This is a genomic window from Anaeromassilibacillus senegalensis (genome assembly GCF_001261775.1).
In the GTDB taxonomy this organism is placed as follows: Bacteria; Bacillota; Clostridia; order Oscillospirales; family Acutalibacteraceae; genus Anaeromassilibacillus; species Anaeromassilibacillus senegalensis.
Window position 1 is genome coordinate 1,150,053 of the sequence record NZ_LN868538.1, and the last position, 26,604, is coordinate 1,176,656.

Consider the following 26,604-nt stretch of genomic DNA (forward strand, 5'->3'; position numbering starts at 1 on the left):
CGCCGTGCGAAAAAAGGCGGCGGCACTATATGCACAAAGGCCGGTGATTTCAAATTTGAAATCACCGGCCTTTTGTAAATGTTTTTAAGAAAGAATCCCGAATGGGTAGTATCCCGCTTTGTTCGGGATTTCTGTGGTGCGGGTAAAATGAAACGGCTTCCCGGTTTCTTTGCAGGCCAGCGCATAGTGGCACAGGCCGATGCCCATATCGGTATCTGAATGTTTGTAGAGCAGGGAAACCGGCAAACCCAGCTTGCGCTGATAGACAAGGGTTTTGCCGTCCTGTTTTTCAAAATACCAGGGCTGTGTGTTCAGGCCGGACGGAGCCAAATGGGCCGCCTGAATGCAAACATCGTCCGGCGCGTTGGTGACGTCTGCAATCGGCTTGCGCTTGAATTCCCCTTTGGTCCGGTGTACCGACTCCGGCGAGCGGCCAAACGCGATGGTAATCACGTCCCCCTTGGATTCTTTTGTGTTTTCAGCGTCCTTTGACTCGCCGAGCCAGACGCAGCCAAGCTCCATCGCGTCAAACCACATAACAAGCTGTTCAAATACAAAGCCGATATTCTCCGCTTCTCCCGGTTTCCCCTGTCCGCCGATGATCAGATAATGTGGCGCTTCCACATGGTAAAGGCCCTTTACCTTCCGGGTAAAACGGTATTGCACCGGCAAACCGGGATCAAGCGGTTCAAACCCCTTGATTGCCTCTTCAATAGCTGCCAGTTCCTCCTGTTTTAAGGGCTGCATGTCGTATTTCCGGCAGGATTTCCGCTGTGCGATGGATTGATATAAGTTCATGGCAAACGCTCCTTTGCTGTAAGAAACCGCGGATCAGACGATGGGATAAACGTTCATTTGCCGTTAATCCTCATATAAATCTCCGCTGTTTTCTTTATTCAGTGTGCCCTCTAATTCGATCATTAAAAACCTGGTCAACGATTTGACCACCGGTCGATGCAAAACGCCTTTGGGAACAATGATACATTCCCCTTCGTCCACCCTGGTCAATCCGTCCTTTGTTTCCAGTTGAAAGCCTCCTTCAAGGACATAGAACAGTTCATCCGAGTTCTCATGGACATGAAAGTCCAAGGTTCTGTTTTCCACATTGACGACACTCAAAGTATGCCCGTTCAGACGGCCCACTTTCTCATAAACATATAGCTGATTGACTTTGTTGGCTTCCGCCAGTAAATTGATTTTGTCTAACATATGAAGTCAGCCTCCCGCCTGCTGAATCTTATTTACATAATCCCACTAGAACGACTCGTTTGCTTTTTATGTCCACCGGGGTACATGTTGGTTGTCCGTCCTCTCCTCAATATTCCTATTCCAGGTTAAAGCTCAAACAGCCAGCCCTGCTCTCTTTGGTTTACGAGCCATAAAACATTAGATATTTCTCCAGATTAGTCTTTATATATGACACGCTATGATGTCCCGGGAAAATATGATTTTGTGATGCAATCCCTTTTCTCTGCAATATGTCCTGCAAAATCGCACACCCCTCGTAGAATCCACCCTCGTCCTGATCGCCGGCATCAAGATAAACAGTTAAGCCGTCCGGCATGAAAGGACTCTTTGCAATGGATATGGGGTCATAGGCCTTCCATATGTCCATATTTTTAAAGAATGGCTGATCCTCTTCCTCAAGCCGCAATTCTACGGCAGGCATGTGCCCCCCTACCTTGGTGAATAGGTCTGGATGCCGGAACGCATTGTGAAGCGCCGCATAGCCGCCGCCGGATGCGCCGCCGATATACCGTCCGCTTCTATTTGGGACAGTGCGGTATGTACGGTCGATCAAGGGAATGACTTCATCAATCAAATAATCTTCATACCGTCCGATCTGAATGCTGTTCTTCCCGTCTGAACCAGTAACATTCTCAAATACAGGGGCTGAATTCATCCCTCGGCTGTTCTCGATCCGTGGGCAGACAATGATCATCGGCTTGATCTCTCCATTTTGTATCATGCGGTCCGCCAACGTGTCCATTTCCAATAGGGACAGAATTGTTTCATCCCCGCTTCTCCCATGCAGAAAATACAGGACGGGCAAGGGCGGCAATTTATCGTAGTCCCGCGGCAGATACACCATTGCCCGCATGTATTTGTTCAGTATGTTGCTGTAAAATGGAAGCGCCTCCACTTTTAATGCGCTCAAATAATCCCCTCCTTACAGTTATATGTTTAAATTTTCCGGGGAAATTTTCAGTTAAACTGAGTAATGTTATCCACTCCAATTTAGTCATCCCGCACGCTGGTACCGGAACTATGAACTATGCCAGACGATTACCGCAAATAACGGCGCCTTTCATTCAATCATCCGTCACAGGTGTCGGGAGCAGATCATTTCCGTCACACCATTGCACAGAATACGGGAAAGAGTAAACTGTACAGACCGGAGGTCCCGGGAGCGAGTCCTTTCTGTCGCGGCCTTCCGTGGTACTGTGCTTCAATAAACTTCCGCCCGCGCCGTCCCGACCGGAGGTCAGCGGTTGATGGAACGGGCCATGCGGCGGTAGGTGTGGCGGATTCCCTTGATCGCGGTTGAATAGGCGGTGATATTTTCCGGCAGTGCCATGCCGATATACCCCGCGTCGCCCAGATGGTGCATGTCGGTCCCCGCCATTTTACACCACAGCGCGATCTGCCGGATCGTCTGCTGGTCCGCGCCCTCCTGTGAGGTCCCGACCGCCGTCAGCGTCAGCAGTCCGAGGGAATGCGCGTACCCCACCAGCTCGCGGATATATTCCATTGTAATCCCGGGCACCGTTCCCGGCGCGGGCATCAAAATCACATCCGCGCCCGCGTCCGCAAACTCGCTGATGTCCTCGCGGGTGATCATCCCCTGTCCCGCCTCTTTCAGGATGCCGGACGCGTGCATCTTGCCCGCCACCAGAATAACGCGGTCGCCCAGCTCCGGCGCAATCGCTTTCAAGGACTCCGTAATCAGCTTGTTTTGCACGCCGATTCCCGGGTTCCCCGTCAGGATAATCATGTCCGCCCCCATCTCCACGGCGGCCTTCGCGTTTTGCAGGCTCGCCCTGCGCCCGTTGGTCAGGCTCCAGATGTCCTCATCCGTCTCCTTGGAAAAGGACTGCTCCGCCGGCTCCAGGTTGACGGCAACCAACCGCCCCGTCAGCCGCTTCACCTCACGGATCGTATCTTTCGGCTCCACCTTCGGCAGTCCCCAGATCTGCGGTTCAATCACGTCGAACATGTTCAGAATCACGATGTCCGCGCCCATGGCGGAGACAAACTCCGCGTTCGTGATATTTCCCAGCATCGGCTGCACCGCGCCGATGGTCTCGCACGCAAGAATGCGCCCCTCGCTCATCGCAATGGATTTTAAAATCTGGTCCTTGTTCATGTTTTCCAGGTCGGTGGTGTTGCAGTCCAGCAGACGTTTCAGCATATTTTTCAACCTCCTGTATTTACGTGTTAATAAAAGGCCAATCTTTCAAATAAGCAGAAAGGGGCGGATTCCCATCCGCCCCCATTTGTTTGCCCTTTTATTTTACCCTATCGTGAGGAATCATGCGTCTTAAATGCCCAGCAGCGGTTTAACCGCCGCTTCCAGCTTGCCGACGATCTCATTGGAATCCGCCTGTGTCGCACCCTTTGCGGACAGGTATATCTTGATCTTCGGTTCCGTGCCGGAGGGGCGCACAATCACCTTGCTGCCGTTTTCCAGACGGTATTCCAGCACGTTGGACTTCGGCAGGTCGATTGCACTGACCACGCCGCCGTCTGTGCGTTTGCTCGTCTCATAGTCGGACCAGCCGGAAACCTTGTAGCCCGCAATCTCCGCCGGCGCGTTGGCGCGCAGCGTATCCATGATGCGGTTCATGGTCTTCATGCCGTCCTCGCCTTCAAAGCCGAAGTTGAGCAGGCCGTTGCGGTAATAGCCGTGTTTTTCATACAGGGCGTTGATGGCATCCACCAGCGTCTTGCCCTGCTGTTTGTAGTAATACGCCATCTGGCAGATCAGCATACTGGCGTCCACGGCATCCTTGTCGCGCACATAGCCGCCGGACAGGTAGCCGTAGCTTTCCTCAAAGCCGAAGATGTAGCGTTCCGGATGACCCGCCGCCTCCAGAGAAGCGATCTGGTCGCCGATGTATTTGAAGCCGGTCAGCACGCGGCGCATCTCAATGCCATAGGAAGCCGCGACGGCGTCCGCCATATCGGTGCTGACGATGGTGGTGACCGCCACCGGGTCCTTCGGCATTTTGCCGTTCTTGATACGGGCCTGTGCGATAAAGTCGATCAGCAGCACGCCGACCTCGTTGCCGCTCATGAGCACATACTGGCCATCGTGGCGCACCGCGATTCCGCAGCGGTCACAGTCCGGGTCGGTTGCGACAAGCAGGTCGCCCTGCACCTTTTCAGCAAGCTCCAAGCCCTTTTGCAGCGCTTCCTTGACCTCGGGGTTCGGGAACGGGCAGGTGGTGAAGTTGCCGTCCGGCATCTCCTGCTCCGGAACAACGGTCACGTCGTCCACGCCGATCATGTCGAGAATGCGGGTGACGCATACGCGGCCGGAACCGTTGAGCGGCGTATAGACCACCTTAAGACCCTTGCAGGGCTCCGGGATCACGCTCTGGTTGAGAACCTCCTGCAAAAACGCGTTGATGACCTCATCCTTGATGTAGACGATGCGGCCTTCCCGAACGCCGTCTTCAAAGTCCATGCGCTTTACGCCGGTAAAGACGTCGGTTTTGGCAATGGCGGCGGAAACTTCGTCCGCGGCCTCGCTGGTGATCTGGCAGCCGTCGCTGCCGTATACTTTATAGCCGTTGTATTTGGACGGATTGTGGCTCGCGGTCACGCAGACGCCCGCGTCGCATTTTAAATAACGGGTCGCGAAGGAAAGCGTCGGCACCGGGGAAAGCCACGGATAGATGTGCGCGGTGATACCGTTGGCGGCGAGAACCGCGGCGGTTTCTTTTGCAAAGACGTCGGATTTAATGCGGCTGTCATACGCGATCGCCACATGGGCGCTACGCACATGGGCGTTCAGGTAATCCGCCAATCCCTGGGTCGCTTTGCGGACAATATAGACATTCATACGGTTGGTTCCGGCGCCGATCACGCCGCGCAGGCCCGCCGTACCGAAGTCGAGGTTGCAGTAGAATCGGTCGTTGATTTCTTCCGGCTGGTTGCGGATGGATTCCAGTTCCGCCGTCAAATCGGGGTCATCCAGCTTCTGGGCCAGCCATCTTTCATATTCACTCATGTTTATATCCCCCTTCAATACCTATGACAAATTTGTATGGAATCCGGAAAGACTGTTTCACCGGATTCCATTCAATCAACATTTCTATATATAGAGTACCATTCAATTCCGCCCCTGTCAATGGACCTGCGGTCAGCGCGGCCCGCCATGCAGCATATGCAAAATCGCATTTGCACAGTGGCGGGACGGAAAGAACAATCTCCCGTTTGGGCAATCTCAACCGACGATCCGCAAGAACCCATAAAAAAGCAACCCCAACCAAAGCTCCCCCCGGCAATGAAGTGCACCCCGCCTTCCCTGAGCAACTCAAGTATATGAGGATACCGGGGGTGTAGGGGGCGTGAGTCGAAGTCATCCGGAGCCCACTCTCGCGCCCCAAAAACCTAATTGACACGCACCAAGTGACAAACTAACGCAAATCAGCCACTGTTTACCGCCGCTTTTAGAAATGTAGAAATATATTTTAAGAATGGTATGCAAGAAAAAATGCTTCCCGCCGTAGGCGCGTCCCGACCACAGGTCCGCGAAAGACGTTGCACGTCCGTGCCTTTGTCCAACTTTCGTGGCAAAACCGGACACACAGTGTCTAACGCGCCTACGGCGATGGTCGTTTGGAGCGTCGTGCGAGGCTTCAGTCTCAAGCGAGCGTCCCCACCGGAGGTGCCGCCCGGCATGAGGGCAACCAGCGGTTTTCTCCCGCTTTATTAAAAGCGTAAAAAGGGATAAGATTGCATGTGCAATCAATTTGCTTGTTTCATGTAAAGTGTTTCTAATTCTTCTTTTTAATACAAGGTTGCCTACGCAACAACATTCACTGTAATTGCGTTATGGAATAAAACTTTTAAAAGAAATGTTGCTTGTACAACAAATCTTCTTTTGTTTTCTTAAAGCAAAGAATCCCGTTGTTTTCGCAATGTGAAAATTTACTTTTGCTTGTTTAAAACAAAGAACCCCATTATTTTTGAAAGATAAAAATTTGTTTTACTTTTTGAAAGTAAAAAGTCTTTGCTGTCGCTTTTCAAAGCGACGTACATTCCCAGCGAAAGCTGGGAAATTAGAAAAAGCCCCAGAGGTAGCACCCTGCCTCATAAACAACCCTATCACTCGTTCCCACTCGCTCTTCTCAGAAAGAGAGTTTCGTTCTCTGCGGAGAACGACCAAAGGCTCTGCCTTTGGAAACCGCCACCTTTTAGAAAGGTGGGGAAACAAGTTTTAATCATTACCTGTCAGGTAAAAAATGATCCTCGCCGTAGGCGCGAGCCGACCGCAGGTCCCACCTTTTAGAAAGGTGGGGAAACAAGTTTTAATCATTACCTGTCAGGTAAAAAATGATCCTCGCCGTAGGCGCGAGCCGACCGCAGGTCCCACCTTTTAGAAAGGTGGAGAAATATGTTTTAACCATTACCAACCAGGTGAAAATAATCCTCGCCGTAGGTGCGACCTGACCGGAGATCCTACCCCGGCAAGGGAAAGAATCACCGCCAGTTGTGTTGGCCTCCGCCATTCAATGCGACAATATTCGTCACGATCCCCGCTTTGGTAATATCGATCACCCCATACGTTCCCAGCGCCCCATGCAGGCTGCCGGGATTCATCAGATACAGCCCGTTGTCATATTCCGTCAATGCCTGATGCGTATGCCCAAACAGCAAAATATCCGCGCCCTTTTCTCTTGCGGCACAGCAAACCTGATACAGTCCGTATTTGACATTATACGAATAACCATGCGTATAGAAAATTCGTTTGCCTTCCAGCACAATTTCCCCATCTGCCGGGAGCGTACTCCCCCAATCGCAGTTACCGCGTACCTGCAAAAACATTTTTTCCGGAAACTTTGCCTTGACCAGGTCTGCTTCGTCTGCGCCGTCACCCAGATGGATTACTACTTCCGCTTTCGACTGGCGCAAAACCGCCTGTTCCAGAGAATATTGGTCCCGGTGCGTATCCGAGACGACTAAAATTCGCATGTCTCCTTTTCCCTCCATAAACGCCCGCATGGACGCCATGTATGCGCCAAATCCGGGCCGCAATCATATACTGTGATGATAAAACATATATTAGTATGACCAGTAACGCGGGAAAAGTCCCGCCTGCAAAAAAGGAGTGGTCTTTATGCCAGCAAACCAGCCGAATGCAGATCAGCAGCAACTGCTCAACAATCTGCTGAAATCCCTCAGCCCGGCAGATACCGACAAGCTGAACAAAATCCTGAACGACAAGGAAGCAACCAACAAAATTCTGAGTACGCCGCAGGCGCAGCAGCTTCTGCAAAAATTCACCAGCGGGAAATAACACCGCGCCACGGAAAGGAGGGGAACCCATGGATGATCTCGCCGGAAAAATCGGCGAACTGCTCCAGAACCCTGCCATTGCCAATCTGTTGGGTCAGTTCGGCGGACCGCAGGAGGAAGCGCCGCAGGCACCTGATATGCCGCAGCAGCCGCAACCGCAGTCCGCGCCGCAGGGGAACCCTCTTTCCGGTCTCGGCATCGACGGAGATACCATCCAGACCGTAATGAAGATCGCACCGCTGCTCTCCAACATGAACCAGGAGGACGACAATACGCGTTTTCTTCATGCACTCCGTCCGCTGCTGAGCGACGAGCGTCAGAAAAAGCTGGACGAGGCGGCAAAGATTTTACAGTTGATGCGCATGCTGCCGATTCTGAAGAGCCAGGGCATCCTCTGACCCGCCCACGGCAAACAATCTTTTAGAAACCTTTTGGGAAGGGGGGACCCGCTATGGCTGTGCTCGACAGTGAAATGAACCGCATGCAGCAAGACGCGATCCGGCGTATGCGGGAAATGCAGACGCGTGCCATGCCGCCGCAGCCCGTCAATCAGCAGGACACGCGCGGCGGCCGCACACAACCGCGGCAGGCCGCTTCCACATCCCATTCCCCCAATGCCGCACAGCACAGCGCCGCCCGGAACGAGCCGCGCACACCAAACCGGCATCCGGAACCGGCGCCGCGCCAAACCGCGCCGCATCCCCCGCAGGGGACCGTTCACTCCAGCCGTGTGGAGCCGGCGCACACGGAACCACACCATGCACAGCGGGAACCGGAACCGGTCCGGCAGGAAGCCCCGCCGCAGGCAGTCCCGGCAAAGCCGGCAAGTCCACTGACCGGGTTCTTTGAAATGCTGTTCAAAGACAGCGACCGCACGCTAATCCTGGCGCTGCTTCTGGTGTTGTATGAGGAAAAGGCCGATCCGTCGCTGCTTTTCGCCCTCATGTATATTGCTCTATAAAGACGTCCCGGATTATGGGGCGTCTTTTTTATTACATCAAGAAAATTCTTGGACTTTCCACTTTTGCCAAGTCAACGGGAGCACTTTAAAACCAGTAAAACGCCGCTGTTTTTACTCCTCACCGTCCAACGAACGAATGGCGGAGATATAATATTTCTGCGTAGTGGGGTCCAGAGACAGCTCGTATTCCATGTATTTGGTTGGTGAGGGACGTTCCAGGTCACTGGTGGTCTGGTTGCGCCATTCGTCGCTGGGCGACACATATCCTACGCGAAGCAAGATCTTATCGCCGTTTTTTCGTATACTTTCCGTATAAGGCGTGTAGGTGCTGTCCGAGCTGTATAGAGCCACATGGAATTCATTGGCGGAGGAATCGTATTCAAAGAAAGTTTCTTCCGCGGGCGTACGCGGCTGCAGCTGGCAGTCCGGGCCGAACAGCTCACGGCAAGCCTCGACCACGTCGCCCAGCGGCACCAATGCGCGCCCGGCGTCGTCATACTCTGAATAGTTCGTGCCGTTGTTTGCGGTAATCGTCTTCCACAGGGACGCGTTGAGCACAAAATTTTCGTCCGCCTCCTGCGGCGACTCAAACGGCGAGGGGTCCTGCATGACGACCGGCCCCAGGAACGTATCGTACTCGCGAAGCTGGGTATCGTCCGTTACCGTTTTATAAATCTGGTTCCCGATGGTCCCCGCGATGAAGCCCACGCCGACCAGTGCCAGCAGCAGCACAAGCGCGCCCACCGCGATGCCGTACCGGCGCTTGCCGCGGCGGCGGACCGGCTGTTCCGCAACAGAGGGAATCTCCTCCGGTTCCTCATCCGACCATTTGGCCAGCAGGCCGTCGTCTTCGTCCGCCTCCGGATAGAAGTCGTCAATTTCCGTCTCGTCGTCCTCCGCCGGAACATCCGGGACAAGCTGCGGTTCCTGTCCGTACAGGCCGCGATAGTCGGCGGAAAAACCCTCGACCTGCTGGCTCTCCTGCCGCCGGGCCGTGGAATATTCCAGAATTTCTTCTTCATCCGTCCTGCGCCGCTCCTGTGCGGGCGCGGGGCGTTTTTTTCCTCGGTTTTTTCGATTTTCCAGGTTGTTACTCATGTATGCTCTCCATATCAACAAACGGTTTTTTATTTATCGAATCTGCCCGTCCCCTGTAATGATGAACTTGGTGGATGTCAGCTCCCGCACGCCCATCGGGCCGCGCGCGTGCAGCTTCTGCGTGGAGATTCCAATTTCCGCGCCGCAGCCAAACTCGCCGCCGTCCGTAAATCGGGTGGACGCATTGACATAAACCGCCGCGGAATCAACCTGCGCCGTGAATTTCCGCGCGTTTGCATAGTCGTTCGTGAGGATCGCCTCACTGTGGCCGGAGGAATATTTTGCGATGTGCGCAACCGCTTCATCAAAGGAATCAACCACCTTGACCGCAAGGATATAGTCGAGATACTCGCGGCCCCAGTCCTCTTCCTCCGCGGGAAGCACACTTTCGCCCAGAATGGCGCGCGTCCGCTCACAGCCGCGCAGCTCCACCTGCTTCTCATCCAGCTTTGCTTTGATCGCCGGAAGCGCACGGTCCGCGACGTCCTTATGAATCAGCAACTTTTCCATCGCGTTGCAGACGGAAGGTCGGGAGGTTTTCGCATTGAATACAATATTGGCCGCCATATCGACGTCCGCCGAAGCGTCTACATAGATATGGCAGTTGCCCACGCCCGTTTCAATCACCGGAACACGGGAATTTTCCACGACGGAACGGATCAGCCCCGCGCCGCCGCGCGGAATCAGCACGTCTAAATAACCCGTCAGGCCCATCATCTCCAGAGAGGAGGCGCGCGTCGTATCCTGCACCAGCTGGATGCAGTCTGCGGGCAGGCCCGCCTGCTCCACCGCGCCGCGCATTGCATTCATGATCGCCGTATTGGAGTGGATCGCCTCCTTGCCGCCGCGCAGGATCACCGCATTGCCCGCCTTGAGGCAGAGCGCCGCCGCGTCCGCCGTGACATTCGGCCGCGCCTCATAGATGATCCCGATGACGCCCATCGGCACGCGCACGCGCTGAATCTGCAAGCCGTTCGGGCGGACAAACCCGCTGATGACCTGCCCCACGGGGTCTTCCTGCGCCGCCACATCGCGTACGCCCTGCGCCATTCCCGCCACACGGGCCGGGCTGAGCGCCAGACGGTCGACCAGGCTTTCCTTCATGCCGTTTTCCCGGGCGGCCTGCAAATCCAGTTCATTCGCCGCCAGAATCTCCGCTTCCTGCGCTTCAATGGCGCTTGCCATCGCCAGCAGCGCGGCGTCTTTCTTTGCGCCGGCCACCGCCAGCACGCGTGCCGCTTCCTTTGCCTGTTGTCCCATTTGTTCCAGTACGGTCATGGACGATCCACCTTTCTGTCTGCGGCGCGGACGGCAGCCCGCCCGTGCCCTTATTTTACTGCTTACCGGTGCCGAAAACTGTCCCAATCTGCTCGCCGTCGAAAAGATGGTACAGGTTTTTAGGATTTGCGCCGCTCATCACACAACAGCAGATACTTGCTTCGTTGGCGATTGCCGCCGCGTTCACCTTGGTGCGCATGCCGCCCGTGCCCCGGTTGGAACCCGTGCCGCCCGCCAGCGCCAGCACCTCCGGCGTCACCTCGCGGATAAACGGGATGCGCTTTGCGCCGGAATCCGCGCGCGGGTTCGCGTCATACAAGCCGTCGATGTCCGTCAGGATCACCAGCAGATCCGCGCCCACCAGCTTTGCCACGATGGCGGAAAGCGTGTCGTTGTCGCCGATCTGATTGCCGACCAGCTCGTCGATGGAAACGGTGTCGTTTTCGTTGACCACCGGAACAATCCCCATGCTGATCAATTCCTGAAACGTATTGATAACGTTCTGTTTGCTGTGTTCGTTGGAGACGACATCTCCGGTCAGCAGCACCTGCGCCACCATGCAGTTGTATTCCGCGAAGAATTTATCGTACATAAACATCAGCTCGCACTGGCCGATCGCCGCCAGCGCCTGCTTTTTCTCCGTCTCCTGCGGTCGTTCGGCCAATCCCAGCTTCCCCACGCCGACGCCGATCGCGCCCGACGTGACCAGCACGACCTCCCGTCCAGAATTTTGCAAATCGCAGAGCACTTTGCAGAGCGATTCCATACGCCGCAGATTGATCTTTCCATTTTCATAGGTCAGCGTGGAAGTTCCCACCTTGACCACGACCCGTTTCGCCTGTGTAATGGCAGACATTTTAATGCCCCTCTTTTCCCTGATCGCGTGTGCGTTCGCACCGCTTTTCCATACTATATTTCCACACTTTCCGGACAGGCCAATCTTTCCGCCTGCCTGAAAAGGTCGATTATTGTGATGATTTCGCCGTCAGGAGCTTCACTTCCTCCTACGGCGTGAGGTTATTCAATCGTTCCCTTTCGCCGCTTGGCTTTCGGTGAATTATTTATGTAAATATACCTACTCCTGCCGGAACGATTCAATGTTCTCTCAGCCGTCGGGAGCTTCGCTTCCGCTTACGGCGTGAGGTTATTCAATCGTTCCCTTTCGCTGCTCGGCTTTCGGTGGATTATTTATGCAAAAATATCCACTCCAGCCGGAACGATTCAATGTTCTCTCAGCCGTCGGGAGCTTCGCTTCCGCTTACGGCGTGAGGTTATTCAATCGTTCCCTTTCGCTGCTTGGCTTTCGGTAGATTGTTTATGCAAAAATACCCACTCCTGCCGGAACGATTCAATGTTCTCTCAGCCGTCGGGAGCTTCGCTTCCGCTTACGGCGTGAGGTTATTCAATCGTTCCCTTTCGCTGCTTGGCTTTCGGTAGATTGTTTATGCAAAAATACCCACTCCTGCCGGAACGATTCAATGTTCTCTCAGCCGTCGGGAGCTTCGCTTCCGCTTACGGCGTGAGGTTATTATAACATACCACATTAAAAGAAGAAAGTAAAAATTAGCCAGGGCGGCTCCGCTTCTGTCAGGCGATCCATGCGGGGAACCCTCCAACGCATTTTATTTGATTGGGGCGCATCTTTACACAACTTTAACCCGTATTTTCCTCCCCGCTCATCTCTTTCACCGGTGTGGAAATTCTCCTTAAAATTGCCGCGCGCAGTTTACTGAAATTCGTCGAAACATCCCATTGTCACATGCAAGAAATCGGACTATAATGGGTACTTGTTCATTTAAAATTCACAAATCATTGCAGAAAAGAGGCGCAGAAGATGGAAGGATACGGCTTTTTGTTTGACTTGGCTCTCATCCTCCTCAGCACAAAATTCTTCGGGCTGCTGACCCGAAAATTCAAAATGCCGCAGGTGGTGGGCGCTTTGGCCGCCGGCCTGATCCTGGGACCGGCCATGCTCAACATCCTACAGGAAACAGACTTCATCAACAAGCTGTCCGAGGTGGGCGTGATTGTCCTGATGTTCGCTGCCGGTTTGGAAACCGACATCAAGGAATTGAAGCGGACAGGCAAAGCTTCCTTTATCATCGCGCTGATCGGCGTAATCGTCCCGCTGGGCGGCGGCTTCCTGTTGGCACATTTCTTCAACAACGCCTCCATCGCGGGACCGGACGCAAATCTCTTTTTACAGAATATCTTCATCGGCATCATTCTGACCGCTACCTCCGTGAGTATTTCCGTGGAAACACTCAAAGAGATGGGCAAATTGAACACCCGCGCGGGCAACGCGATTCTGGGCGCGGCGATCATCGACGACATTCTGGGCATTGTGGCATTGACCGTGGTCACCAGCCTTGCGGACTCGACCGTGAACCTCTGGGTGGTCCTGCTCAAGGTGGTATTGTTCTTCGTGGTTGCCATTGCCGCCGGCGTGCTGTTCTACATCCTGTTTAAAAAATACCAGGCGCGCTACAACCGGGACATGCGGCGCTTTGTGATTCTGGCGTTTGTTTTCTGCCTGGTGCTCTCCTTCTGTGCGGAGCGTTATTTTGGCGTCGCGGACATCACCGGCGCATTTATTGCGGGACTGATTATCTCCAACACGGAACACAGTTCTTACATTGCGGCGCGGTTTGAAACGCTGTCGTACACCTTCCTTTCGCCGGTCTTTTTCGCCAGCATCGGCCTGAAGGTGGCCCTTCCGGACATGACCGCCACCATTATTCTGTTCTCCGTACTGCTGGTCGTCGTTGCAGTATTGACCAAGATCATCGGATGCGGTCTGGGCGCGAAGCTTTGCAAATTCAGCAACCGGGAAAGCATCCAGATCGGCGCGGGCATGGTATCGCGCGGCGAGGTTGCGCTGATCGTGGCAAGCAAGGGCGCGGCACTGGGACTGATGTCCTCCGTGTTTTTTGGCCCTGTTATCATCATGGTAGTCGTCACGACGATTATCGCGCCCATCCTTTTGAAGATCGCGTTCCGCAAGGATAAAGACTCCACACCGCCGGATGCACCCGCCGAGGAGCCGCTGGAAAAGAACTATCAGGTTCTTACCGGCGATAATATGGGTTCCCACTCTGAAATGTACCCAGAGGTTCCCAGCCTGCGTGATCGATAAAACGTATTTTCCCGCTTTTCTGAAAAGCGGCGGTTTCCAAAGGCGGCGCCTTTGGTCGCTCCTCGCAAGGAGCGAAACGCTCTTTCTGAGAAGAGCGAGTGGGAACGAGTGATATGGTCGTTTATGAGGCAGGATGCTGCCTCTGGGGCTTTTTTGTTCCCCGGCTTTCGCCGGGGAACATACGTCGCTTTGAAAAGCGACGGCAAAGACTGTTTACTTTTAAAAAGTAAAACAAATTTTATGAAAGCAATCTTTTTGCATCGCAGAAACAATGAGATTCTTTGTTTTTATAAAGCAAAAGAAATTTTGTTGTGCAAACAAATATTTCCCAAAACTTTCATTTCATAACACAACTATTGCAGATTATTGTATAAACAATCTTATGTTAAAACTCTAATTGCCATTAGCGCTTTACATAAACAACCAGGTAATTCGATTGCACATACAACGTTTATCGCTTACTCGCTTTTGCAAAAGCGGGAGAAAACCGCTGGTTTGCCCTCATGTCGGGCGGGCACTTCCTTTCCGTCTTGTCGAAAAGGAAGCAAAGACCGCGAAAGGGGGGCGCGAGAGTGGGCTCCGGGTGACTTCGACTCACGCCCCCCTTACAACCCCCGGTATCCTCATATGCCTGAGTTGCTCAGGGAGGGCGGTGTGCTCTTCATTGCCGGCGGAGCTTGGGCCTTTTGATTTTTAATTTGGCATTCATACGGTTGTCAGCTGAGAGAATATAAAGAAAATAGATATTTTCTATTGCATTAAGAAAATCATCAGATTTTCCACTTCTAAACGTATCAAAAAATTCTTTTCTATCAGGCCAACCAGGAAAGCGCTCAGGAACTGAGAAGACACAACTATTAAATAATCCGCTATACGATATTTAACCTCGCATTTTCATAAAAATACCGCTTTGTATATCGCACAATAGGCAGTCCTATGGTGTAAAATATACCCATACAGCAAAGGGGAAATTGTATGGGTATTTTAGACCGGCGGTTCGATAAAAAAGAATCCAAATTGAAACGAAATTACGAAATCGATGACACCCTCTACCAGCGGTTGCAGGAGCAGGCGCGCCTTTACGACGCGACTCTGACCGACCTGATCAACGTCTGTATTCAGCAGTTGATCGAAACGGAAAACATCACCCTTTTTGAACAGGCGCGTCACGACGCGTCCTCCACTCACTCTCTGTCGATACGCGAAAGCAATCTTTCGGGGCTGGAAAATCTAAAGGATCGTTTTGGGGTGAGTATCTATAAATTGGTCAATATTGCTATCAAAAACGTGCTGGACGAATTGGAGCCATAAAACAGGCTTTCTGTATTCCCCCGTTGCCGACTCGATGTACATACAAAAAGGCCGTTGCAGTTTGTAGACTGCAACGGCCTTAATTTACACGGCAACATAAAGGGTTATAAAGAACTTTATCACTCGTTCCCACTCGCTCTTCTCAGAAAGAGAGTTCCGCTCTCTGCGGAGAGCGGCAAAGGGCTCTGCCCTTTGATCCTGCCGCTTTTCAGAAAAGCGGAAAAACGCGTTTTAGTCACTTATTCTCGCCACAGGTGCGATCTGACCGAAGGGCCCGCTTCTCAATATGAAAAGCAACTACTTTCCCACCAGCTCAAACAGCAGTTCCGTCTCGCCGTCCGGCAACGCCGCCGCGCCGGTTGCATCCGCCTCGATCACGTACATCGTCTCCGGGTCTGCCAGCGCATATGCTTCACTGTCAAATTCCTGCAAGTCCGGACGAATCCATACCTCGCCGGGGAGGATATACGACAGTGTACGCTTTGCCGCCGCGCGATACAGCACCGAACCATCTGCATCCTTATATACATAACTGACCGGCAGGTCCCGCACCGTGACCGTTTCCGCCGGACTGCTTTCCGTTTGAACTGCATTTGCCACAATATTCGCGTGGAAATGTTGGCCAAAGAGCTTGTCCTGCATAGTCTCCGGCAGCCGCGCCGCCAAAATGTAGTCCCGTGTTTCCCCCGCCGCCAGCGCCTGCGGCAATGTGTAGCTGATGGATTTTCCCTCTTCCCACAGCGCAACCGCCTGCCCGTTCTGCTCCACGGGCTTTAGGGAACCGTCCGTCTCACAGGTATACAGCAGAATCTGGATATCGTCCCGCAGGGCGTTCTGACAGTCCACCCGTTCCGGCTCGCCGAGCATCAGGCCGCCCGCGCCGTTGTCCTGAAAGTTTAAAACCTGATCGCCGTACGGGGATGCGCCGGAATCCGTGTCCGCCACCTGCTCCTCGATGGACAGCGTCACAAAGCTCGCCAGCGAACCCGCGCTGTAAACCTGAACCGGCTGGAACCAGCAGGATTCCTCTTCGGCCGGCTGGTTCCCCTGCTCCGCCCAGCGTTCTTCCAGCTGTTCCTCTGTCAGCGGGCGCAATCCGGAAAAATGCAGACCCTGTCCCACCTGCGTTCCATCCGGCGTGAGCACCAAGTCTAACGTTCCTGCTTCAAACACCGCATCCACACGAACGGTATCGGAAAGCCACGCAAATGTGCTGCCCGCCGCAAGGGCCAGCACAATAAAAAGGGAACACGCCGAGAGAAGCAATCGTCTGGATGTTCTGCCCATTTGTCCTCACGCTTCTTCCTCTGTGATATGCTACCATATTATGGGCCAATATTCCATTATATTATACAGTATTTGGTACTCTATACACAAGCCTTCCCACGAAATATACATAAAAAAACTGTATTTTCCTGCTCTCCTTCAGGAATCTGTGAAACACCGTTGCTTTTTTCTATCGCAAAAGATGTTTTTTCTGCTGCGTGAAGTGAAACCAGAACATTTTTGTATGCAAAATGCCTGAACTACTGCAATGCGCGTGAATCGGGCGCAAATGCCAACGCAAGTTGCTGGAAAAAGGAGCCGTTTTCCCCTATAATTACAATCAAAACACAGGGGAGGAAGATGCTAAAATGGGTATCGGAGAAAAAATTCAAAAACTGCGCAAAGCCGCCGGGTGGACACAGGAACAATTGGCGGACAAACTGGACGTGTCCCGGCAGACGGTCTCAAAGTGGGAGCTGGAAACCTGTATGCCGGATCTGGACAAGGTGGTCCTGATCAGCCGGATTTTCGGCGTCTCAATGGACGAGCTGGTCCGGGAAGAAGGCGAGCCCGCGCCGGTTGATTCCGAAAAAATGACGATTGAAGACATTGTCAGAATGAACAGCCACAACCGGAGGATGATCTTTTTAGCCGCGAGCGCCGCGGCATTCCTCCTTATCGGGATCATCGCTTTTTTTGTGATCTCCATCATGGACAGCGCGCTGGTCAGCCTGGAATATATGCTGTACCGGTACATCGCGGTTGGGGAATATGCCTATGCGCCCGCCGACTATTCCGAGGCCTATGTGGCCGCAGCCGTTTGCGGAATCATCGGCGTGGTCTTATTGGGTGTTTATATGATCCGGCAGAAGAAGGCTTCCTGACTCTGTCAACGGAAAAGAAACCAAAGCCACAAAACAAGGCCGAAGCCGAACGACTCCCCCCGCCAAAGGCAGGGGGAGTCGTTCGGCTTGCTCATATTTTATGCGAAATGTGCACTGTGAATCAGCCCATTCCGCCTGTTTTCATTACTCCGGCTTCTTGTTGGTGTTGGCGATGAACCCATTGCTGGCGCGCGGACGATCGTCACGGCGATCATCGCGGCGGGGGAAACGTCCGCCGTCGCGGCGCTCCGGGCCCGTCTCTTCTTCCCCTCCCGATGTGGCTCAGAGACCGGGGGCTCTCCTTCTGTGCGGGGCGTTCTTTTGATCTCCAGGACCTTGACCATGACCTCGTCGCCCACGTTGACCACGTCGGTGACCTTTTCGGTGCGCTTGACGTCCAGACGGGAGATGTGCACCAGGCCCTCTTTGCCGGGCGCGATTTCCACAAATGCGCCGAAGTCCATGATGCGGGTGACCTTGCCGTTGTAGAACGCACCCGGCTCCGGATCGTTGACAATGGTCTCGACAATCGTCAGCGCGCGCTGGCAGTTGTCCTTATCCAGACCGGAAATATAGACATGGCCGTCCTCTTCAACGTCCATCTTGACGTTGCACTCGGCGCAGATCTTCTGGATGACCTTGCCGCCGGAACCGATAACCTCACGGATCTTATCCACCGGGATCACAGTGCCCATCATCTTCGGCGCGTACTGAGACAGCTCCGTGCGCGGCTCCGCGATGCACTTGCCCATGACTTCGTCAAGGATGTAGTTGCGCGCCTTGTGGGTCTTCTCCAGCGCCTCTTTGACCATTTCCGGGGTCAGACCGCTGATCTTCAGGTCCATCTGGATGGCGGTGATGCCCTCCTTGGTGCCGGCAACCTTAAAGTCCATATCGCCGAAGAAGTCCTCCAGGCCCTGAATATCGACCATGGTCATCCAGCGCTCGCCCTCGGTGATCAGGCCGCAGGAGATACCCGCGACTGGCGCCTTAATCGGCACGCCCGCGGCCATCAATGCCAGCGTGGAGCCGCAGATGGACGCCTGAGAGGTGGAACCGTTGGAGGAAAGCACCTCGGACACCAGACGATAGGCGTACGGGAACTCCTCTACCGGCGGGATGACCGGAACCAGCGCGCGCTCCGCCAGAGCGCCGTGGCCGATCTCGCGGCGGCCGGGGCCGCGGCTGGGCTTCGTCTCGCCCACGGAATAGGATGGGAAATTATACTGATGGATATACCGTTTAAATTCCTCTTCGTCGATGCCATCGAGCATCTGCTGGTCGCTGACCGGGCCGAGCGTCGCGACGGTGAGCACCTGCGTCTGACCGCGGGTGAACATACCGGAACCGTGCACGCGGGGCAGCAGGTCAATCTGTGCGTCCAGCGGGCGCATGTCGTCCATCTTTCTGCCGTCGACGCGCTTCTGCTCGTCCAGCAGCCAGCGGCGCACCACATACTTCTGGGTGCGGTACATGCACTCGTCGATCTTCGCGGCCTGATCCGGATAAATCTCGTCGAACTTCTCGTGGACCTTCTCATAGACGGGCTTCAAACGCTCGTCGCGGACGTTCTTGTCGTCGGTATCGAGCGCCTGCTTGACGTCCTCCATCGCGAATTCCTTGACGGCGGCAAGCATCTCCTCGTCCGGCTCGTTGCTCGGATAGCTGAACTTCTCCTTGCCGATCTCCGCCTGAATGCCCTTGATGAACTCGATAATCTTCTGGTTGGCCTCGTGGCCCGCCATGATGGCGTTGTACATCTCCTCGTCGGTCACGATGTCCGCGCCCGCCTCGATCATGGCAATGCGGGAATCGGTGGACGCGACGGTGACCGCCATGCGGCTCTTTTCACGCTGCTCCGCGGTCGGGTTGATCACGAATTCGCCGTCCACCATGCCGACGGAAACACCGGAAATCGGGCCGTTCCACGGAATGTCGGAAATGGTCAGCGCAATGGAGGTGCCGACCATCGCGGCGATCTCCGGTGCGCAATCATGGTCCACGCTCATCACGGTGCAGACAACGGAAACGTCGTTGCGCATGTCCTTCGGGAACAGCGGGCGGATCGGGCGGTCGATCACGCGGGAAGTCAGAATCGCCTTATCGCTGGGGCGGCCTTCTCTTTTAAGGAAGGAGCCGGGGATTTTACCCACGGAATAGAGCTTCTCCTCAAAGTCGACGGAGAGCGGGAAAAAGTCCACGCCCTCGCGGGGCTTGGCGGATGCGGTCACGGCCACATGCACCACGGTCTCGCCGTAGCGGACCAGACACGCGCCGTTGGCGAGCTGCGCCATTTTGCCGGTCTCGATAACCAGCGGGCGGCCTGCAAAATCGGTTGTAAAGGTCTTGAAGTTTTCAAACATGCTGTTTCCTCCTGTTTCGGTTTTGTTTGGGAGGGCGGAGGAAACAGGTTTAGCAATGAAACCAGCCCCGCGTTCGCGCGGCGTTCGTTTCACGGCTAAGTCCCGGTCCCCCATGCCTCCATCTGAACGCATAGAAGGGCAGACAGCGCGAAGCTGCCTGCCCAACCAGCAATTTCTTATTTACGGATGCCAAGCTTCGCAATGATGGAACGATAGCGCTCAATGTCCACCTTCATCAGGTAATTGAGCAGGCTTCTTCTCTGGCCAACCATCTTGAGCAGGCCGCGGCGGGAGTGATGGTCCTTCTTGTGCACCTTGAGGTGCTCGGTCAGGTCGTTGATGCGCTTGGTCAGCACCGCGATCTGCACTTCCGGAGAACCGGTGTCGCCTTCATGTGTGGCATACTGCTCGATAATTGCGGTTTTTTCTTCTTTCAGCATTTGCTTTTCCACCTTTTCAAAAAATTCGGGGGCTTGCCCCTTTTTTGAGATACGCCCATACTCACAGTAGCAGGCCGGTGAGTCCCCGTGACGGGGTTGCCCCTGCAACCGGGAATAGGGTACCATACCAAATGATTATATCATGCGGAATTTCATTTGTAAAGTTCCTTTTCCCGCGTGAACTGGAATTTTCAGGAATTCTGTTTTGCCAGATACGCGCGCATCATGCGCTCCGCCGTCCCGCCGTCCCGCAGAATGTTCTCCTGCAGCTCCTCCACCCCGCTGAACTTGACTTCCGGGCGGATAAAGCCGATGAGCTCCACCTGGATATTTTCGCCGTAGAGGTCCTCGCCGTGGTACTCCGGAATCCACGTTTCGGAGAGCGGGGCGTCCGCGCCGACCGTCGGCTTGACGCCCACGTTCGTCACGCCGTAATAGTCGCCGTCGTTCAGGCGGACCAAAGAGGCATACACACCGAAGCGCGGCAGGACGAACTCCGGGGTGAAGACCTGATTGATCGTCGGGGTGCCCAGCGTGCGGCCCAGCTGCCGCCCGCGCACCACCTCAAAGTCAAAGCCGAACGGACGGCCCAGCAGCCGGTTGGCCCGCTCGATGTCTCCCTTTTCCACCAAAGCGCGGATGCGCGTGGAACTGACCGGTTCGCCCGCGAGTTCCACCGCAGGCACTACCTCGCAGTCGATCCCGCGCGGCGCGCAGAGCGCTTTCAGCGTCTCCGCCGTGCCCGCGCCCCGGTAGCCGAAGGTAAAGTTGAACCCGCAGCAGATTTTCTCCGCGTGGCAGACCCCGACCAGCACCTCGTCCACAAACTGCTCCGGGCTGAGGTTCCGGATCGCGGAAAAACGCAGCGAATACACCTGCTCCACGCCGAGCGAATCGAACAGCCGCAGCTTTTGCCGCTTGGTCGCGAGCTGCCCACCGGACTTGCCGCCCAGTTCGCCGAGCGGATCGGCAAACGTCAGCACGGACGGCGTCAGGCCGGGACCACATGCCGCGGTGATTACTTTTTGATGCCCCAGGTGCAGGCCGTCAAAGCAGCCCAATGCGACCGCCGCGCGCGGTGCGCCCGGGGTTAAGTCGTGATATACTTTCATAGATTATCCTTTGCTATATCCATGGGGCAATCCTGTAACGGCCCCGAAATTTTGTCCGGCAGCACTATGCCTCATAAACAACCATATCACTCGTTCCCACTCGCTCTTCTCAGGAACAAGAGTTCCGCTCCTTGCGAGGAGCGGCCAAAGGCCCTGCCTTTGGAAACCGCCGCTTTTCTGAAAAGCGGAAAAACGCTTTTTAGTCATTCCCTGTCAGGTAAAAATGATCCTCGCCGTAGGCGCGTCCCGACCAGAGGTCCGTGTTTCTCAAAACAATTTCAATACCTTTAGTTCGTTTGTCTCTGTGTCCGCCCGTCCCAGGCCGAGAAAGCCGCCCTCCTGCGTGCAGACGCGGAACACCGCGCCGTCCGCCGGTTCCTTCCGGGCCAACGCCGTACGGCCCAGGTCCAGCCCGCCGCCGTTTCCAAACCGGCGGGCCGTCTCTTTTTCACCACTAAAATGGGATAAAAAAAAGGCGCAACACCCCCCACCCCCCCCCCCCTCTTCTCCACCCTTGCTTTTTTGCCCTCCACCTGGCGCGGAATCGCCGCAAGGCCCTCCAGGTCGTCCTCGTTCGCCTTGCTGGAAGCGACCATATCGCGCAGGATGTACGCGACGGCGCAGCGGTCGTCGTGATAGAACTGGATGGAATCCAGCACCATGCGCTCCATCTCCAGGCGGGCGCGGGTCTTGGTGTCGAACATGCGGCGGTTGATGTCCGCCGCGTCGATGCCGGTTTCCATCATGCAGGCCGCCACGCGGTAGGTACGCGGCGTGGCGTTCGGATATTTAAAACAGCCGGTATCGGTCGTGATGCCGGTGTAAATCGCCTCCGCGATCTCTTTTGTGATCTTCGCGCCCAGCTTGGTGATCAGCGCATAGATGATCTCCGTCGTCGAAGCGGCGGCGCTGTCCACAAAGGTCCGCTCCGAGAAAGGCCGGTTGGACGCGTGGTGGTCGATGCACAGGTCCACTCTGCCCTCATATTCCTCCTTCAGCGCGTCGCCCAGCAGGTCAATGTCCGCCACATCGACCGCGACCACGGTCTTCGGTGTAAAGTCCTGCTTTTGCACGCCGCGGAACATAGAGGCGTATTTTTCACTGATTTCATGGCGGCAGCGCGTCATGACGCGCTTTCCCATGCTCTGCAGCGCCATGCACAGGGCTGCCGCGGAGCCGAAGGTATCCCCATCCGGGAACTGGTGGCTTAATAGCACGATGTCGTCCGATTCGCGGAGGAATTCCGCCGCGTCGTCCAGCGTGATCATCGTTGTATCCTCCTCTTTCCGCGCCGGGGCTTGTCCCGGCGGTTCCGGTTATTGCATGTAAAAACCCCGGGCGGGGACGCGCATGGGACGCCGCCGCGTTCCATGCGGGAGTGTCACTCCCGTCCGGGGCCGCATTGAGCGCCCCCGCGCGTCCCCGCCCGAGGCCTTGGTCATTCGTCTGGTTCTGTCCGCGCCTCTTCCTTCGTCTCCAGATCGTTGAGCAATTTGGAGATGTTGGCGCTGTATTCGATGGAGTCCGTCGCTCGGAACTGCAGTTCCGGCACATGCCGCAGACGGAGCCGGTTTCCCAGTTCCCGGCGGACAAAGCCGGAGGCCGATTTCAAACCGGCGACCGCTTCTTTGGCGCGGTCCAGCCCTTCCATCGCGCTGACAAAAACTGTACAGTACGAGAGGTCGCTGGTGACGTCCACACGCACGATGCTGATCAGCCCCTGTACGCGCGGGTCCTTCAGCTCCCGGAAGATCGCGGTCAGTTCCCGGCGGATGTCCTCCGAGGTCCGTCCCATTCTATGGCTTGGCATATCCATTCACCTCCGCGCCGGGCATTGCCCGGCTGATGGACGGCCGGGAAACGTTCCCGGTCAGTCCTCCTTGTATTCTTCCATAATGAAGGCTTCCAATACGTCGCCTTCCTTGACGTCGCTGAATTTTTCGAGCGTGATGCCGCAGTCGTAACCTTCCGCGACCTCCTTGGCGTCGTCCTTGAAGCGTTTGAGGGAAGCCATTTTGTCCTCCGCGATCACGATGCCGTCGCGCACCACGCGGATTTCCGCGCTGCGGGTGATCTTGCCGCTGGTGACGTGGCCGCCGACAACCATGCCGACGTTGGTGATCTTATAGACCTGGCGGCATTCCGCACGGCCCAGCAGGACTTCGCGGAATTTCGGCGCAAGCATGCCCTTCATCGCGGACTCCATCTCCTCGATGCAGTCGTAAATGATGCGGTACAGGCGCATATCGACGCCGCTGCGCTTCGCGTTGTCCTCCGCGAGCGGTTCCGGACGGACGTTAAAGCCGACGATAATCGCATTGGAGGCGTTCGCCAGCATGACGTCGGACTCGTTGATCGCGCCCACGCCGCCGTGGATGACCTTGACGCGCACTTCCTCGTTGGAGAGCTTCTCCAGCGACTGGCGGACCGCCTCAACGGAGCCCTGCACATCGGCCTTGACGATGATTTGCAGTTCCTTCATCTCGCCCTGCTGCATCTGGTCGAAGAGGTTATCCAGCGTGACCTTCGTCTGCGAATTGAACATCTCTTCCTTCTGCTGGGTGCGGCGCTGTTCGACCAGTTCCCTGGCCAGGCGCTCATCGGAAACAGCGTTCATGATGTCGCCGCCCGCCGGCACGTCGTCCAGGCCGGTGATCTCCACCGGGACGGACGGGCCCGCCGCCTCAATGCGGCGGCCGTTTTCGTCGGTCATGGCGCGCACGTCGCGAGAAACCGCTTTGATCTCAACGGTGCCGTCGTAGATTTCCGGCACCTCCGTTTCAAACAAACGCTTGACCAGGTCCGGATGCGTACGGCTGATCATGGCGCGGGGGCCTTTTTCCGTCTCGCGCACGTCCGCCACATAGACCTTGATATGGTCGCCCTCTTTCAGTTCCTCGTTGCCAACCTGCTCGTTTTTCGGCAGGACGGCCTCGGCCTTGCCGATTTTCAGCGTGGCGGCGCCGGTGCGGGGGTCGATGCGTTCCACCAGCGCGGAGACCAGTTCCTGATGTTTGCTCTGGAATTCCTGCATCATCTGGCCGCGCTCGCCGTCGCGGATGCCCTGGCGGATGATGTTGCGGGCCGTCTGCGCCGCAATGCGTCCGAATTCCTTGGTATTGAGCGGAACGTTGACGATGCTGTCCACCGCTGCGGCGGGATCGATTTCACGGGCCTTTTCCAGCAGGATTTCCCTGCCGGGGTCTGTCAGCTCTTCCACCACGGTTTTACGCAGGAATACTTCAAATGCGCCTTTACCCGGCTCCATATTGATAATCGTATCCTCGTTGCCGTAGCTGTTCTTGCATGCGGTTACGATGGCCTTTTTGATCCGGTCCACCATAAAGTCGACCGGGATGCCGCGTTCCCGTTCCAGCAGGCCTAACGCTTCAAAAACTTCGCTGTTCATTCCTCAATACCTCCAAAATCGTCTTCCGCAAGGCGGACGCTGGACGCGTCCTTGCGCGGAATCGCACGTTCTTCTCCCTCAGCCGTCCGCAGAAGCATCGTGCTGTCTTTGTAATCCGCCAAAATGGCGGTCAGCTCCCGTTTGCCGTCCTCACCCGGACGGATCAGCTTGACATGCACGGCGGCGCCCAGATAGGCGGCAAAGTGCTCGTCGCGCGTGAGATCCCGGTCGATGCCGGGCGAGCAGACCTCCAGGCAGTACGCCTGCTCGATCGGGTCCAGCTCATCCAGGGGGCCGTTGATGGCGCGGCTCATCGCCTCGCAGTCCTCAATGCCGATGCCCTCCGGCTTATCGATGAATATGCGCAGGAACCAGTCCGCCCCTTCTTTGACAAACCGGACGTCCCAGACCATCAGGCCCAGGTCCCGGGCGATGGGTTCCGCAAGCTGCCGCACCAGGGCAACCGTGTTGCCGCCTTTCTTTTTTGCTGCCAATGATTTCACCTCATAATGCAAACAAAAGAGTGGGTTGCCCCACTCTTTCATCCTTCATAATATTACTTTTGTTATTGTACCACACCTCTCCCCAAAATGCAAGACTTCCAGTCGGGGCGGCGCGGGCGAAAGTTTGCCCAAACACAGTACCACGGATGTCCGCGACGGAAAGAACCCGCTCCCGAGACTTTCTTGTTTACGCGGACAGCATAATTCCCGCGCAGGGAGCGAAGGATTAATAAAAAACAGTAGATATTCGGCGGTTACAAAATCTTTTTTCCCGCCGGAGCGGCCTGTGAAATCAGCATTTCTGCTATGTGAAAAGCCGTCCTGCTAAGGGTAAAACGGCGCCCGGGCGAGTAAACAGGATTATGAACCATAACATGAAGCAATGAAACGAAATGAGCTGTTTGACATTTCCATGCGCTCTCATTAAAATGAAAAATACTGGTTATGGGTTTGTACGCCTTATACGGACAAAGAGTATTTAAATTTTACGAAAGCGGTAATTATGAATGGCAGAACTATTTCATACATTTCCACACCTTGAAAATGACCATATTATAATCAGGAAAATGGCTGAAGGTGACGTGGATGACCTTATAGAAATTACGCATAATCCTAATGTCTATCAACACATACCTCCATTCCTGTATCGAAAAAGCAGGGGAAACTTGCTGGCTGCAATCAGAAATCTCGGCGGGAGAGATTTCGATAAAAAGAAACTGATTATCGCAGGCATTTATCTCTGCGAGGAACCTGATAAGCTCATTGGACTTGCAGAAATGTTTGATTATAAAAAAAGAATGAACCAAATAACGATTGGCTATCGTATAAACGAATCGTATTGGCACAGAGGGATTGCAACCGATACAGTAAAGCTTATGGTGGAATATCTTAGTAATGAAATGGGTATTCAGACGCTGAAGGCATTTGTTATGCCTGAAAATATATTTTCTGAAAAAGCACTGATAAAAAACGGTTTTATAAAAGAGTCCGATTCTGTTCAGGAGAAAAATTGGGGCGGTAAAGAAACCGTAGATTTGAATGTATTTACCTATGCAGTTCAATAAATTTTTGTTTTTGATGAGATTATGAGCATTTTACGCAGGATGCCTTCTTGATATAAGATGTATTTCCTCTTTAGCCGTTCTTATACGAAACAACTTTCCATCTTATGACGGCTAATTTAGCCATACAGGCAATAAACATAGTATAACCCGCTTTTTCATCTTTTATAAAGAGGGGCTTTTCGCAAAAGCCTTTTTCCACGCAACTGCGCAAATTTTACCTGCTGCCCATTGAAATGCACGGCAGACCGCCAT

At 54.8% G+C, this 26,604-nt stretch carries 23 protein-coding genes and 2 pseudogenes; 7 read left to right on the forward strand and 18 right to left on the reverse strand.

Annotation, left to right across the window (positions count from 1 at the left end):
- Positions 1 to 84 precede the first annotated feature (84 nt).
- The 6 genes from BN2106_RS15065 to BN2106_RS15095 form a co-directional block, all read right to left on the reverse strand.
- Positions 85 to 798: a nitroreductase family protein gene (locus BN2106_RS15065; protein ID WP_050699371.1), complete on the reverse strand. Its 714-nt coding sequence runs from the start codon at positions 796 to 798 to the stop codon at positions 85 to 87.
- A gap of 63 nt (positions 799 to 861) precedes the next feature.
- Complete coding sequence (locus BN2106_RS15070) at positions 862 to 1,209, reverse strand: cupin domain-containing protein (protein ID WP_050699372.1); 348 nt, start codon at positions 1,207 to 1,209, stop codon at positions 862 to 864.
- A 160-nt stretch (positions 1,210 to 1,369) separates the two neighbouring features.
- A complete protein-coding gene (locus BN2106_RS15075; RefSeq protein ID WP_050699373.1) occupies positions 1,370 to 2,158 on the reverse strand; it encodes an alpha/beta hydrolase in 789 nt (262 codons plus the stop codon).
- A gap of 327 nt (positions 2,159 to 2,485) precedes the next feature.
- A complete protein-coding gene (locus BN2106_RS15080; protein WP_050699374.1) occupies positions 2,486 to 3,412 on the reverse strand; it encodes a DUF7916 family protein in 927 nt (308 codons plus the stop codon).
- A gap of 129 nt (positions 3,413 to 3,541) precedes the next feature.
- Entirely contained in the window at positions 3,542 to 5,236 is a 1,695-nt protein-coding gene (locus BN2106_RS15085; protein WP_050699375.1) for a phospho-sugar mutase, read from the reverse strand.
- A 1,475-nt stretch (positions 5,237 to 6,711) separates the two neighbouring features.
- A complete protein-coding gene (locus tag BN2106_RS15095) occupies positions 6,712 to 7,203 on the reverse strand; it encodes a YfcE family phosphodiesterase (RefSeq protein ID WP_050699502.1) in 492 nt (163 codons plus the stop codon).
- Positions 7,204 to 7,348: 145 nt separating this feature from the next.
- Here BN2106_RS15095 and BN2106_RS15100 point away from each other — a divergent pair, with 145 nt between their 5' ends.
- The 3 genes from BN2106_RS15100 to BN2106_RS15110 are packed head-to-tail and all read left to right on the forward strand — an operon-like array spanning position 7,349 to position 8,488.
- Complete coding sequence (locus BN2106_RS15100) at positions 7,349 to 7,528, forward strand: hypothetical protein (protein WP_050699377.1); 180 nt, start codon at positions 7,349 to 7,351, stop codon at positions 7,526 to 7,528.
- Positions 7,529 to 7,556: 28 nt separating this feature from the next.
- Entirely contained in the window at positions 7,557 to 7,925 is a 369-nt protein-coding gene (locus BN2106_RS15105; RefSeq protein WP_050699378.1) for a hypothetical protein, read from the forward strand.
- 53 nt (positions 7,926 to 7,978) lie between these two features.
- Complete coding sequence (locus BN2106_RS15110; protein ID WP_050699379.1) at positions 7,979 to 8,488, forward strand: hypothetical protein; 510 nt, start codon at positions 7,979 to 7,981, stop codon at positions 8,486 to 8,488.
- A 111-nt stretch (positions 8,489 to 8,599) separates the two neighbouring features.
- Here BN2106_RS15110 and BN2106_RS15115 read toward each other — a convergent pair whose 3' ends face one another.
- From BN2106_RS15115 to proB, 3 genes are read right to left on the reverse strand one after another with little or no spacing between them, the layout of a single operon-like run.
- Positions 8,600 to 9,586: a hypothetical protein gene (locus tag BN2106_RS15115; RefSeq protein ID WP_050699380.1), complete on the reverse strand. Its 987-nt coding sequence runs from the start codon at positions 9,584 to 9,586 to the stop codon at positions 8,600 to 8,602.
- Between the two features lie 33 nt (positions 9,587 to 9,619).
- Positions 9,620 to 10,864: a glutamate-5-semialdehyde dehydrogenase gene (locus tag BN2106_RS15120; RefSeq protein ID WP_050699381.1), complete on the reverse strand. Its 1,245-nt coding sequence runs from the start codon at positions 10,862 to 10,864 to the stop codon at positions 9,620 to 9,622.
- 55 nt (positions 10,865 to 10,919) lie between these two features.
- Positions 10,920 to 11,720: a glutamate 5-kinase gene (gene proB / locus BN2106_RS15125; protein WP_050699382.1), complete on the reverse strand. Its 801-nt coding sequence runs from the start codon at positions 11,718 to 11,720 to the stop codon at positions 10,920 to 10,922.
- A 978-nt stretch (positions 11,721 to 12,698) separates the two neighbouring features.
- On the opposite strand from proB, the gene BN2106_RS15130 reads away from it, so the two are divergent.
- Together BN2106_RS15130 and BN2106_RS15140 are read left to right on the forward strand one after the other, a co-directional pair.
- Positions 12,699 to 14,000 carry a cation:proton antiporter gene (locus BN2106_RS15130; RefSeq protein ID WP_082236542.1) on the forward strand — a complete coding sequence of 434 codons (1,302 nt, stop codon included), beginning with the start codon at positions 12,699 to 12,701 and terminating at the stop codon, positions 13,998 to 14,000.
- A 975-nt stretch (positions 14,001 to 14,975) separates the two neighbouring features.
- Positions 14,976 to 15,311, forward strand: a complete 336-nt coding sequence (locus BN2106_RS15140; RefSeq protein ID WP_050699384.1) for a hypothetical protein — start codon at positions 14,976 to 14,978, stop codon at positions 15,309 to 15,311.
- 297 nt (positions 15,312 to 15,608) lie between these two features.
- On the opposite strand, the gene BN2106_RS15145 is transcribed toward BN2106_RS15140, so the two are convergent.
- Positions 15,609 to 16,598, reverse strand: coding sequence for a TasA family protein (locus BN2106_RS15145; RefSeq protein ID WP_050699385.1), 990 nt, complete (start codon positions 16,596 to 16,598; stop codon positions 15,609 to 15,611).
- A gap of 347 nt (positions 16,599 to 16,945) precedes the next feature.
- On the opposite strand from BN2106_RS15145, the gene BN2106_RS15150 reads away from it, so the two are divergent.
- Entirely contained in the window at positions 16,946 to 17,461 is a 516-nt protein-coding gene (locus BN2106_RS15150) for a helix-turn-helix domain-containing protein (protein ID WP_050699386.1), read from the forward strand.
- A 98-nt stretch (positions 17,462 to 17,559) separates the two neighbouring features.
- On the opposite strand, the gene BN2106_RS15155 is transcribed toward BN2106_RS15150, so the two are convergent.
- The 8 genes and pseudogenes from BN2106_RS15155 to BN2106_RS15185 form a co-directional block, all read right to left on the reverse strand.
- Positions 17,560 to 19,824 (reverse strand): polyribonucleotide nucleotidyltransferase, encoded by a 2,265-nt coding sequence (locus BN2106_RS15155; RefSeq protein ID WP_082236543.1) that lies wholly within the window; start codon positions 19,822 to 19,824, stop codon positions 17,560 to 17,562.
- A 176-nt stretch (positions 19,825 to 20,000) separates the two neighbouring features.
- Positions 20,001 to 20,264 carry a 30S ribosomal protein S15 gene (rpsO, locus tag BN2106_RS15160; protein ID WP_050699387.1) on the reverse strand — a complete coding sequence of 88 codons (264 nt, stop codon included), beginning with the start codon at positions 20,262 to 20,264 and terminating at the stop codon, positions 20,001 to 20,003.
- 191 nt (positions 20,265 to 20,455) lie between these two features.
- On the reverse strand, positions 20,456 to 21,376 hold the full coding sequence (gene ribF / locus BN2106_RS15165) for a riboflavin biosynthesis protein RibF (protein ID WP_050699388.1): 921 nt from the start codon (positions 21,374 to 21,376) through the stop codon (positions 20,456 to 20,458).
- A 287-nt stretch (positions 21,377 to 21,663) separates the two neighbouring features.
- Entirely contained in the window at positions 21,664 to 22,644 is a 981-nt protein-coding gene (locus BN2106_RS15170; protein WP_050699389.1) for a DHH family phosphoesterase, read from the reverse strand.
- A gap of 170 nt (positions 22,645 to 22,814) precedes the next feature.
- Positions 22,815 to 23,186: a 30S ribosome-binding factor RbfA gene (rbfA, locus tag BN2106_RS15175; protein ID WP_050699390.1), complete on the reverse strand. Its 372-nt coding sequence runs from the start codon at positions 23,184 to 23,186 to the stop codon at positions 22,815 to 22,817.
- A gap of 60 nt (positions 23,187 to 23,246) precedes the next feature.
- Positions 23,247 to 24,110: pseudogene (locus BN2106_RS16860) on the reverse strand (translation initiation factor IF-2); the annotation flags it as partial.
- 369 nt (positions 24,111 to 24,479) lie between these two features.
- Positions 24,480 to 24,785 (reverse strand): annotated as a pseudogene (locus BN2106_RS16865) (NusA N-terminal domain-containing protein); the annotation flags it as partial.
- Complete coding sequence (locus BN2106_RS15185) at positions 24,782 to 25,288, reverse strand: ribosome maturation factor RimP (RefSeq protein ID WP_242846343.1); 507 nt, start codon at positions 25,286 to 25,288, stop codon at positions 24,782 to 24,784. The pseudogene BN2106_RS16865 and the gene BN2106_RS15185, both read right to left, overlap by 4 nt.
- Before the next feature lie 506 nt (positions 25,289 to 25,794).
- On the opposite strand from BN2106_RS15185, the gene BN2106_RS15190 reads away from it, so the two are divergent.
- A complete protein-coding gene (locus tag BN2106_RS15190) occupies positions 25,795 to 26,352 on the forward strand; it encodes a GNAT family N-acetyltransferase (RefSeq protein ID WP_050699392.1) in 558 nt (185 codons plus the stop codon).
- The last annotated feature ends 252 nt before the right edge of the window (positions 26,353 to 26,604 follow it).

Bases quoted from the DNA above. Each gene is read 5' to 3' on its own strand.
- BN2106_RS15065 (WP_050699371.1), bottom strand. From the start codon at position 798: ATGAACTTATATCAATCCATCGCACAGCGGAAATCCTGCCGGAAATAC.
- BN2106_RS15070 (WP_050699372.1), bottom strand. From the start codon at position 1,209: ATGTTAGACAAAATCAATTTACTGGCGGAAGCCAACAAAGTCAATCAG.
- BN2106_RS15080 (WP_050699374.1), bottom strand. From the start codon at position 3,412: ATGCTGAAACGTCTGCTGGACTGCAACACCACCGACCTGGAAAACATG.
- BN2106_RS15085 (WP_050699375.1), bottom strand. From the start codon at position 5,236: ATGAGTGAATATGAAAGATGGCTGGCCCAGAAGCTGGATGACCCCGAT.
- BN2106_RS15095 (WP_050699502.1), bottom strand. From the start codon at position 7,203: ATGCGAATTTTAGTCGTCTCGGATACGCACCGGGACCAATATTCTCTG.
- BN2106_RS15100 (WP_050699377.1), top strand. From the start codon at position 7,349: ATGCCAGCAAACCAGCCGAATGCAGATCAGCAGCAACTGCTCAACAAT.
- BN2106_RS15105 (WP_050699378.1), top strand. From the start codon at position 7,557: ATGGATGATCTCGCCGGAAAAATCGGCGAACTGCTCCAGAACCCTGCC.
- BN2106_RS15110 (WP_050699379.1), top strand. From the start codon at position 7,979: ATGGCTGTGCTCGACAGTGAAATGAACCGCATGCAGCAAGACGCGATC.
- BN2106_RS15115 (WP_050699380.1), bottom strand. From the start codon at position 9,586: ATGAGTAACAACCTGGAAAATCGAAAAAACCGAGGAAAAAAACGCCCC.
- BN2106_RS15120 (WP_050699381.1), bottom strand. From the start codon at position 10,864: ATGACCGTACTGGAACAAATGGGACAACAGGCAAAGGAAGCGGCACGC.
- proB (WP_050699382.1), bottom strand. From the start codon at position 11,720: ATGTCTGCCATTACACAGGCGAAACGGGTCGTGGTCAAGGTGGGAACT.
- BN2106_RS15130 (WP_082236542.1), top strand. From the start codon at position 12,699: ATGGAAGGATACGGCTTTTTGTTTGACTTGGCTCTCATCCTCCTCAGC.
- BN2106_RS15140 (WP_050699384.1), top strand. From the start codon at position 14,976: ATGGGTATTTTAGACCGGCGGTTCGATAAAAAAGAATCCAAATTGAAA.
- BN2106_RS15145 (WP_050699385.1), bottom strand. From the start codon at position 16,598: ATGGGCAGAACATCCAGACGATTGCTTCTCTCGGCGTGTTCCCTTTTT.
- BN2106_RS15150 (WP_050699386.1), top strand. From the start codon at position 16,946: ATGGGTATCGGAGAAAAAATTCAAAAACTGCGCAAAGCCGCCGGGTGG.
- BN2106_RS15155 (WP_082236543.1), bottom strand. From the start codon at position 19,824: ATGTTTGAAAACTTCAAGACCTTTACAACCGATTTTGCAGGCCGCCCG.
- rpsO (WP_050699387.1), bottom strand. From the start codon at position 20,264: ATGCTGAAAGAAGAAAAAACCGCAATTATCGAGCAGTATGCCACACAT.
- ribF (WP_050699388.1), bottom strand. From the start codon at position 21,376: ATGAAAGTATATCACGACTTAACCCCGGGCGCACCGCGCGCGGCGGTC.
- BN2106_RS15170 (WP_050699389.1), bottom strand. From the start codon at position 22,644: ATGATCACGCTGGACGACGCGGCGGAATTCCTCCGCGAATCGGACGAC.
- rbfA (WP_050699390.1), bottom strand. From the start codon at position 23,186: ATGCCAAGCCATAGAATGGGACGGACCTCGGAGGACATCCGCCGGGAA.
- BN2106_RS15190 (WP_050699392.1), top strand. From the start codon at position 25,795: ATGGCAGAACTATTTCATACATTTCCACACCTTGAAAATGACCATATT.